This is a genomic window from Virgibacillus salarius (assembly GCF_039521925.1).
In the GTDB taxonomy this organism is placed as follows: domain Bacteria; phylum Bacillota; class Bacilli; order Bacillales; family Amphibacillaceae; genus Virgibacillus; species Virgibacillus salarius.
The window spans coordinates 23892-32188 of record NZ_BAAACY010000009.1 but is presented as its reverse complement, the minus strand read 5'-3'; the positions used below and the strand labels follow the sequence as shown (position 1 = coordinate 32188).

Annotated in this window: 13 protein-coding genes; 2 read left to right on the top strand and 11 right to left on the bottom strand. The window is 32.3% G+C overall.

Annotated elements, in window-relative coordinates; genetic code table 11:
* Positions 1-381 precede the first annotated feature (381 nt).
* Positions 382-513 (top strand): helix-turn-helix domain-containing protein, encoded by a 132-nt coding sequence (locus ABDZ84_RS01860; RefSeq protein ID WP_343231063.1) that lies wholly within the window; start codon positions 382-384, stop codon positions 511-513.
* Positions 491-595, top strand: coding sequence for an IS3 family transposase (locus ABDZ84_RS21430; RefSeq protein ID WP_166530951.1), 105 nt, complete (start codon positions 491-493; stop codon positions 593-595). The genes ABDZ84_RS01860 and ABDZ84_RS21430 overlap by 23 nt, the downstream gene beginning before the upstream one ends.
* A 328-nt stretch (positions 596-923) precedes the next feature.
* Here ABDZ84_RS21430 and ABDZ84_RS01855 read toward each other — a convergent pair whose 3' ends face one another.
* From ABDZ84_RS01855 to ABDZ84_RS01805, 11 genes are all read right to left on the bottom strand, one after another.
* Entirely contained in the window at positions 924-1745 is an 822-nt protein-coding gene (locus tag ABDZ84_RS01855; protein WP_343779723.1) for a serine hydrolase, read from the bottom strand.
* A gap of 637 nt (positions 1746-2382) precedes the next feature.
* The gene (locus ABDZ84_RS01850; RefSeq protein ID WP_026680525.1) at positions 2383-2733 is read right to left on the bottom strand and encodes a DUF2200 domain-containing protein; all 351 of its coding nucleotides are present in this window, start codon (positions 2731-2733) and stop codon (positions 2383-2385) included.
* 157 nt (positions 2734-2890) lie between these two features.
* Positions 2891-3058, bottom strand: coding sequence for a hypothetical protein (locus ABDZ84_RS01845; protein ID WP_161629265.1), 168 nt, complete (start codon positions 3056-3058; stop codon positions 2891-2893).
* 76 nt (positions 3059-3134) lie between these two features.
* Complete coding sequence (locus ABDZ84_RS01840; RefSeq protein WP_166530943.1) at positions 3135-3371, bottom strand: hypothetical protein; 237 nt, start codon at positions 3369-3371, stop codon at positions 3135-3137.
* 50 nt (positions 3372-3421) lie between these two features.
* Positions 3422-3544: a hypothetical protein gene (locus ABDZ84_RS01835; protein ID WP_343779718.1), complete on the bottom strand. Its 123-nt coding sequence runs from the start codon at positions 3542-3544 to the stop codon at positions 3422-3424.
* A gap of 98 nt (positions 3545-3642) precedes the next feature.
* On the bottom strand, positions 3643-4131 hold the full coding sequence (locus tag ABDZ84_RS01830) for a hypothetical protein (protein WP_121605180.1): 489 nt from the start codon (positions 4129-4131) through the stop codon (positions 3643-3645).
* 128 nt (positions 4132-4259) lie between these two features.
* Entirely contained in the window at positions 4260-4439 is a 180-nt protein-coding gene (locus ABDZ84_RS01825; RefSeq protein WP_205388586.1) for a hypothetical protein, read from the bottom strand.
* Between the two features lie 489 nt (positions 4440-4928).
* Positions 4929-5210 carry a hypothetical protein gene (locus tag ABDZ84_RS01820; protein ID WP_026680527.1) on the bottom strand — a complete coding sequence of 94 codons (282 nt, stop codon included), beginning with the start codon at positions 5208-5210 and terminating at the stop codon, positions 4929-4931.
* A gap of 933 nt (positions 5211-6143) precedes the next feature.
* Positions 6144-6902, bottom strand: coding sequence for a hypothetical protein (locus ABDZ84_RS01815; RefSeq protein WP_343779711.1), 759 nt, complete (start codon positions 6900-6902; stop codon positions 6144-6146).
* Between the two features lie 209 nt (positions 6903-7111).
* The gene (locus ABDZ84_RS01810; RefSeq protein ID WP_343779731.1) at positions 7112-7426 is read right to left on the bottom strand and encodes a DinB family protein; all 315 of its coding nucleotides are present in this window, start codon (positions 7424-7426) and stop codon (positions 7112-7114) included.
* A 182-nt stretch (positions 7427-7608) separates the two neighbouring features.
* On the bottom strand, positions 7609-8211 hold the full coding sequence (locus ABDZ84_RS01805; RefSeq protein WP_026680528.1) for a DedA family protein: 603 nt from the start codon (positions 8209-8211) through the stop codon (positions 7609-7611).
* Positions 8212-8297: the final 86 nt, after the last annotated feature.

Below are 8297 nucleotides of genomic sequence, written 5' to 3'. Positions count from 1 at the left end.
CCTGTACTATACCAAGGGGGCTCTTTTTTGTTCAACCCTCAAATTTCTTCATTACAGGAATGCTCCTATTATTTTTATCATTCGTATTGTAATTCGAATTTTTCTTTTGGATCTTCCTATTTTATGTCTTAGCTTCGTCAAGACCAAAAGCTTTAAAATTAACCTCTATTTTATATAATAACAATAATTTTTAACATTTGTATTCTTATACGGGAAATAACGCCCTATTACTTTAAGTACTAAATTTTAGATAGGCTACACTAAATTGGACAGAGAAAATGAGGGCTTGTAAACTTAGATTAATAACTGAAGGGGGCATACAGCATACTACGATAGTTCGTCAACGTCGAACTTTTACACCCGAATTTAAACCTGCAATTAGTGAAGCTCTATGAAAACGGCAAATCGTGTGCAGATATTGCAAGAGAGTATAACATCACACCTTCTACATTAGGTCGTTGGATAAAAAATCATCAAGAAACAGGTTCATTTGCCGCCAAGGAATTGGTTTAATAATATTCGAATTCATGGAACAATAGGATATTTAACACCTGTGGAATTCAAACAACAGCCCTATAATTTTTGTCCAATTTAGTGTTGACATACCAATATGATGGTCATATAAGAATGACCTTTTTTAACTTTAAATTCCATTTTAAAAAAACTCCTCAATAAATGCGGTTATGCCATTTCCTTTACCTTTTTTCTAAACTCCGTATCTGTGGCAACACTGATTACAAAATCATTAAATATAGTTCTTATCCAATATAAATCTCCCCCCTTATCATCCTCAATAAATAGGGAAACGGATATTGTCGTATCCTGTGATTCTTTATATAAGGCAGAAGTTAGAACGTATGGTGTAGCTCCCCCCTTATACCAAAAATAGTCATCCTTGTCACTTTTTACACTTTTACCTATTACTATTTCACTAAATAACTTTTTTCCTTTTTGGTTAAGAGTTCCTTTCCTAATCTTAACATTAGATCAGTATATTGATTTGTCGTTGAATAAGCCATTCTTTTAGTGATTAACAATTGCATTTTGCGATCTAGCATGTTAGGCGTTTTTTCTTTAAGATAATCACTCCTATTCGCTTGCATTTTTACAAATAATTCATTTGCTAATTCGTGATAGGACTGACTACTCATTGCGTCTAACTTATTTAAAGCTGGCTTCCGTTTATCTGATAAATACCCTGGCATAATAATAGGTGATGTTAAATAAGTTATTTTATCGTGATTTAGCTGGAGCACTTCGATACTTTCATTCACAACGTCTACTCCGATTTTATGTATCAAAAAGTCCGTACAGGCATTAGAACTGTATTGCATCATCCCTTTAGCTATTTCTAATAAAGATACTTCCGTAGGATAGTTTATCGAATATTTCCAATTAGGATGAGCACCTCCATCTGTATCTTTAATGTAGAATTTTTCAAGTTCGTTTAATTTAACCTTTTCAGCAATGGATATCTTGTTATTCATTGCACTCTTAACAAAGTTATATGCTATTATTATTTTCGTTGTACTCGCTAACGGATACTTTTTATCCGGGTTTATAGCTAGAGTATTTCGACCATTTTCTTTAATGGTTAAGGATAGAGAAACTTTATGATTTTTAAAGTAATTTAATAAGTCGTATTTATTCTTCTTCATATTATGCTTATTTACTGCAATTCCTGAAACAACAAAAGCGATAATTAGAATTAGTAATAGTAATAAACCTATGATTAATAGTTTCATTCTCGACCGCCCTAATATATGATATTGAGGATTCATTTTTATTAGCGAAAGTTTTTTAGGAGAAGGAAATATGATGAAGCCACATTAGAATTTATGGCTGTTGAGAACCAAATGTACCTATAAAACACAAAAATTAAAAAGCCAACCCCTTAAGTTTGCTAATAATAAACGTATTCTCATATCACCTTTGATTCCAAACCACCCTGATATAATTCCTAATATTCCGAATACAAATGGTAAGATCCATAAACCTCAATCCCCATAATGGAGTAAGTGCCAATAATAAACAAACAACGGATAATAAAGAAAAACATTTTTGTATTGCTTCGATTTACTCTTTATCAAAAAATAGTAACCAAATATGAATACGATTACTAAAATAGTCCAGATCTATGTTCTTTCCTCCGCTCTCTTTTGATAGAGCGTTATTCTCCAGTAAATCAAGCTTTGACTCTTAAGACAGCAATTTTCGGGTAATTGAAAATGATGGAAAAATTATTTATTACTAGTCTTACAGCCAAACATCGGATTACTAGAATCACGATTAGTCAAGGTTTTAAGGTTATAGTAGATTTAACAAAAAACACAGATTCTTTGATGTTTTATGAATGGAAGCATTGTGTCTTCTTTTTAATAATTATTTCCGCAAAATCTTCTCCATCGCTTTTCCTTTTGCTAACTCATCAATCAGTTTATCCAAATAGCGAATCTCCCGCATAATAGGTTCTTCAATATCTTCCACTCGTACACCGCAGATTACACCTTTGATTAACGTCCGTGAAGGATTCAGTTGAGGAGCTTCAGCGAAGAAGGTCTCAAAGTCTGTCTGTTTTTCCAGTTGCGCTTCTAACTCTTTCTGGCTATACCCTGTCAACCAACGGATGATTTCATCGACTTCTGTTTTCGTACGTTCTTTTTTCTCTGCCTTCGTAACATAATGGGGGTAGACACTTGCGACACTCATTGTATAAATTTTATGTTTGGTCATGATATATCTCTCCTTCAGGTATTTTAATGAATATGTTTCCAATTATATCATTCAATAGTTACCGGATACACATTTTAAGGATATCCTGAAATATAGTTGACCTTTCTGTATGTTCAATTATGAAGTATTTCGAGATTTCCATACATTATCCGAATACCTATCTTTTTTTACTTTCGAGTGCATCTATCCTATTTTCAAGGTTTGCAATCTTTTTCTTCACATTTACATCCCGAGTTCTGATCCGTTCTGTAATCCCTTTACTAATTGCCAAAACAGCTATTATTAAGACAATAATACCAGCTGCAAACATCAAAATTATTTCCATAAACTTCTCTCCTTTCTTGGATTAATCCTGTTCCACCAACCCAAAAACAGAGCAATCCTTATTTTATCTTCGCAAATTACGATTTTTCATTCATACTATAAATCACATAAGCAATAACGCCAATTAAATAGCCGATTACAGTTCCAGAAATCGTTGTAAACAGCAAGTATGGTTCAAAAACGATACCCATAATCACACCAAGAGCACATCCAAAAATCATTCCTAATGGTATTAAACTATCCATTATGTCCTTAGCGTCTTTTGAGTTTTTCACAGCTATGTTCCTTTCCTCACTATAGTGATTCTTCAACAATCTTTATTTCCTCTCTTTAATGATAGCACCAATGATTAGCATAGCTATTCCTAATAATTCTCAATCAGTCCTGTATTAATTAGATCATATTTTATTTCATTAAAGAATAGACCAACAAGTAATAGACATAAACTTATTAAAAACAAAACTAGACTAATGTTAATGTACTTCATTTCTCCTCCACTTTAATCAGTTTAAAAATCTTATCCAAAAATCTGAATCTTATATATAAAGTACGCTAATCCTTATTAGGCAAAGCTTAAATAGATATTCACCCGAATATATTCGTAATATACACACTACTCATGAATACAATCCAGACTATAATGGGGGTTCCTAAGCTTTTTAAAGCATTATTCCATTTATATGTATCTTTTTTACTCAAAATATAATCAGTTATAAAATATAAAATAGATGCTAATAGGCTGTACCAAAGTAAAACTAAACCAAAAAGTATATGTAATGTTATCGTGAAGAATATGTTTAAATTTTTACTTGTGTAATTTGAAATTAAATTGGATATATAGTCGCTTACTATAGAGGTTACTGTACCGTATAATAAAATAATTGGGAAACTATATATAAGATATACAGGAACAGCTAGTACGAACGCTTGAAGGTATTCAGCGACAGAGCTAATCTCTTCACCAAATGGATGTGGTACAAATAAACCTAAAATTATAGCGAATAAGGAACCCGAAATTGTAGCAGATATAATTTTCCTGCATACCAATTGACTAATTTCGCTTTTAAAACTCAACTAAAATCTCTCCTTTATCTCACATTAGAACAGCCGGACTTCTCAATTAATATTCCTTTATATGCATGGTAAACGTTTTCTTTCGTTGAGAAATACGTCCGTTTCTTTACATGTTTTAACGTTTGGTTTTAATCATTTTCTTTCGGAAGTATCTTAACTGCGATTAAATAACCAATTAAGGCTGCTAGCGCACCAATAAAGATTGATATAAAAGAATTGGTATCAGGAAAGAAATATTCAGAAATAAAAATGATGATTCCTACAAATAAGCCTGTAAGTAGAGCTCTGTCGATATTTCTTATTTTCATATCATCACCTCGATAACTATAAAACACGTTAACTTATTACGCTTAAAGAGTAAAGGATATGAATTTAAATTCTTTCTCTTGAATCGTGTTTGCTTCCTATTACAGAAAAGCTTCTCGAAAGCTAAACGTCATCCGCAGATTCTCAAAAATGAAGAATATGTTGTTCAGACTGTGCTGGCTATGGTATCTATTTTTTCAAGTTCTTACCTGGTAAAAAGAATGTTTATAGGATTTCCTCACAACAATCCAACCGTTGTTAAAAATAGACGGACATCTTGCAATAAAAATTTTGCTTTATTACGAAAGAGCAGCTATACCTAAGAATACAGTTATATTCCAAATGTGCTTTGAACAGCAAACAACATACCCAATATGACATAAAGTGGTGCTCTTTGCATTCTAGTAAAACCCGATATAGCTGATATAATAACGCCCATAGCTACCCAATTGATGAAAATGGAATAACATCTATTAACTGGTTTAGGTATGTCATCTTTCAGGTTTTAGAGTTGTTCTTTGTAAAGGAATGCCTCCCATTGAAACATTTCGCTCTATGAATATATAGGAGCGCCCATCTATTATAAAAATTCCATCACCTTTATAATTGACCTCTCTTCCTTGTTTGACAAGTTCATACTGTATTGCTTTAACATACTCTGCATAATTCACATATCTCTCATCTAAATCGATCGCTATATTCCCTTTCCCATATCCCATCACCCAATTAAAACTAAGCAAGCATAGCACTAAAAATATTAAGAATAAAATCATTTGACACTCCTCAAAATTTCGCTTCCTAATTTCTTCTATAATTAATGTACGATTTATTACATATTTCGTTTCAACTATTTTCTATGTATTCTTTAATTTTCCTTTTACATAAAATGAGCGCTTATCCTTATTACTGATGTGCGTCTGTTAACCTTTGGAATTCGAACCTCTTCTTAGCTCCTTCATTTCGTTTAGAATTTCTTTTTGTATTTCTAAGTTTTCTTTCCATATTGCAATTAAATCATTTGTTCGTTTATTTAATGACTTAGGAAGTCTCAAGGAAAAATCAAGCAAAATGGGATAAATATTTCCATAAGAGCCCTTTTCTCCAAAATTGGAAGTTGATCCTTACACGAGGAGTAATATTGTTCCATCTCTTACAAATACTTATTTATTATCTTAACCCAGCCAACTATTGCTAATGTGAACATAACACCCCAAAACACACTTCTGCGCCATATTCGAGGTATAGCAAACCAGTAAGCCACAATCTTCAACAATAAATTATCTTTTTTATAATTGTTCTTATCGATATGTACCACTCCAATCGTTATGTTCATACTATTAAGGGATAAAAAAGGCTATAGCTTGATCTTGCTCAGTCATTAATGGATGAACCAAGACTATTTCAATTCGAAACTTTCACCTTGTTCCGTTAAACCCCATTCTTTTAAATCTAAACGATGTTGTAGCAATAGTTAATTAAATTCACTAATAACTAAAACCGTTGAACCATCTTATAATCAAGGGACTACATCCAATGGTTTCTCTCATTGAATGGCATAATTAAAAAAATAGAACTGCTATCAACAATTATTTCAATACCACTTGAATTTTCACAATACGCTATACCATGCAATAATACAGTTCCCCCTATTCAACTGTGTCCGTATACGGGAATACTGAAAATGAAGAGGAATCAAAAAGAACCTCCTAAAGCTCTCTTTCAATTAATAAGAGTCTCTTCTTGTATAAAATAATATTTAAGGAAATGATTAACAAAAAAATTCCTATTATACTTGTTGAAATAGGATATATGAAAGGAAAAAAGTGATTTGGATAACCTTTTGTAATGTCTGAGTAATATCCCATAGACATAAGTGAAGTACCAGAAAAATTTATTAGCTTAACACCTAATTTATTATCGTTTCTCTCGGAGTATTTTAAAAGCTCTTCACTAACATCATTGTCTTGAGTAATAGTGATTATTTTCCATTCCCTGCTTTTCATTGGTTGGTTGTTATCTGTCAATCTCTGAACTATGTTTATCTGTTTTTTACCAGTCAATTTGTCAGTAACGATTACTATATCGAACCACGAAAAATATCTCCCCCCTCTATTACGGTTAGAAAGCCATATCTCATCAGGCTTGGAAATTTCTTCATCATTCAATAGAAGATGTATTTTCACTATGTCTCCAGGAGAAACATTCTCGTCTTGATCCCAAGAAGTTAATGGTGCCTTCTTACTCGTTTTTTCTTCTATTATTTTAATGTTTTTATCATTTATTGTCAGTTCTGGAACAGCCTCCATATCTCCAAATACTTGACTATCTTGATAAGCGTGATGTATTTCGTATCGTTCGTTTATTTGATGTTCAATCCAATATTCACGAAGGATATAAAATAATGGAATAATAGAAACTATTAATAATATAAGCGAGAAACTAATAAGCACACTGGTCTTATTCACCCATAATTCCTCCCTTTATACATAGAGATTCAAATTATATCTTAAACTATTCTACTAGTTCGTACATTTACATGAGCTTACTTTTTTAATATGTTGCTTAATTAAAATGCCCTTATAGGTAAGATGGGCGCGCTGCTTTTTATTCCGTACTTGTGCCTGTTTAATGGAAAATCGTACTCTATTCATAAATTCACTCAGATGTTAATTATTCAAAGCTTGTTGAATATGTGCCAAATGATGATTACCATGCCATGCGTAAAGTGCGATACTTTGTTCAATTCGCATTTTACTACCGTCAGGATACTGATACGCTTGAATTGAATGGCTGTTAGATTTTTAAGTAAGTATGTCCAGCGCTCATGTAGGCTTTCTAAGAGCTGTAATGAAACATTACTAGGCAACTCACAATCTATTAACCTTGCCCATTCACTTACTTCATACGTTTTAATTACCGGATTTTCTTCTGTCAAAGCTAATTTCATTCGCATATATCCGTTTAAATGGCTATCTAAAACATGGTGAATAAGTTGACGTATATTCCAGCTATTTTCTCTATACGTTTTTGTTCATTTCGATTTATCTAGGGATACAGTTAACGCCTTTATATGACTAGGTAGTGTGCTCATTTCTTTAATCCACATTTGAATATCTTCTTCTCTTACTTCATTAGGACAGTTAAATGACACGGCCTTCAGTTTTATAACAATTACCTTCTTCTTTTGATAAATAGGTACAATAAAATTATAACGAGTAAGATCAGTATAGCGTAAATCACTCTTGAATAAACATCCATATAATCTACAATTGTTTCCCATGAACCACCTACTGAAGCACCTAAGCACACGAGAACAATATTCCAAATCAACGTTCCTAATGTTGTAAATAAAAGAAAGATGCCAACATTCATATTTGACATACCTGCAGGGATAGAAATCAAACTACGAATTAAAGGAACAAAACGACAAAAGAAGACCGTCCAAGGACCATATTTATCAAACCAAGCATCAGCCTTGTGAATATCGTTTTGTGTTATACGAAGAATATGTCCCCATTTACCCACGATCTTTTCTAATCTTGCTACATCAAGTTGTAAACCGATAATATATAGAACAATAGCTCCAATAACTGAACCTGCTGTTGCTGACGTTATTACACCAATAATACTAAGTTTAGAAGTGATTGTCATAAAACCTCCAAACGTTAGTATTACTTCAGAAGGTATTGGAGGGAAAATATTTTCAAAGGCAATTAACAACATAATGCCCATATAACCAAACTCATCCATAATTTCCGCTAACCAATTTTCCATACGCTTCCCCTTTGTTTCAAGATATGCTTGTGTGTATTTTCTTTGTAAAACTCGTTTCCATTCTGAACGGTATCCATATTTCTCTT

Coding starts and splice junctions, on each gene's coding strand:
- ABDZ84_RS01855 (WP_343779723.1), bottom strand. CDS start 1,745: ATGAAACTATTAATCATAGGTTTATTACTATTACTAATTCTAATTATC.
- ABDZ84_RS01850 (WP_026680525.1), bottom strand. CDS start 2,733: ATGACCAAACATAAAATTTATACAATGAGTGTCGCAAGTGTCTACCCC.
- ABDZ84_RS01845 (WP_161629265.1), bottom strand. CDS start 3,058: ATGGAAATAATTTTGATGTTTGCAGCTGGTATTATTGTCTTAATAATA.
- ABDZ84_RS01835 (WP_343779718.1), bottom strand. CDS start 3,544: ATGAAGTACATTAACATTAGTCTAGTTTTGTTTTTAATAAGTTTATGT.
- ABDZ84_RS01825 (WP_205388586.1), bottom strand. CDS start 4,439: ATGAAAATAAGAAATATCGACAGAGCTCTACTTACAGGCTTATTTGTA.
- ABDZ84_RS01820 (WP_026680527.1), bottom strand. CDS start 5,210: ATGATTTTATTCTTAATATTTTTAGTGCTATGCTTGCTTAGTTTTAAT.
- ABDZ84_RS01805 (WP_026680528.1), bottom strand. CDS start 8,211: ATGGAAAATTGGTTAGCGGAAATTATGGATGAGTTTGGTTATATGGGC.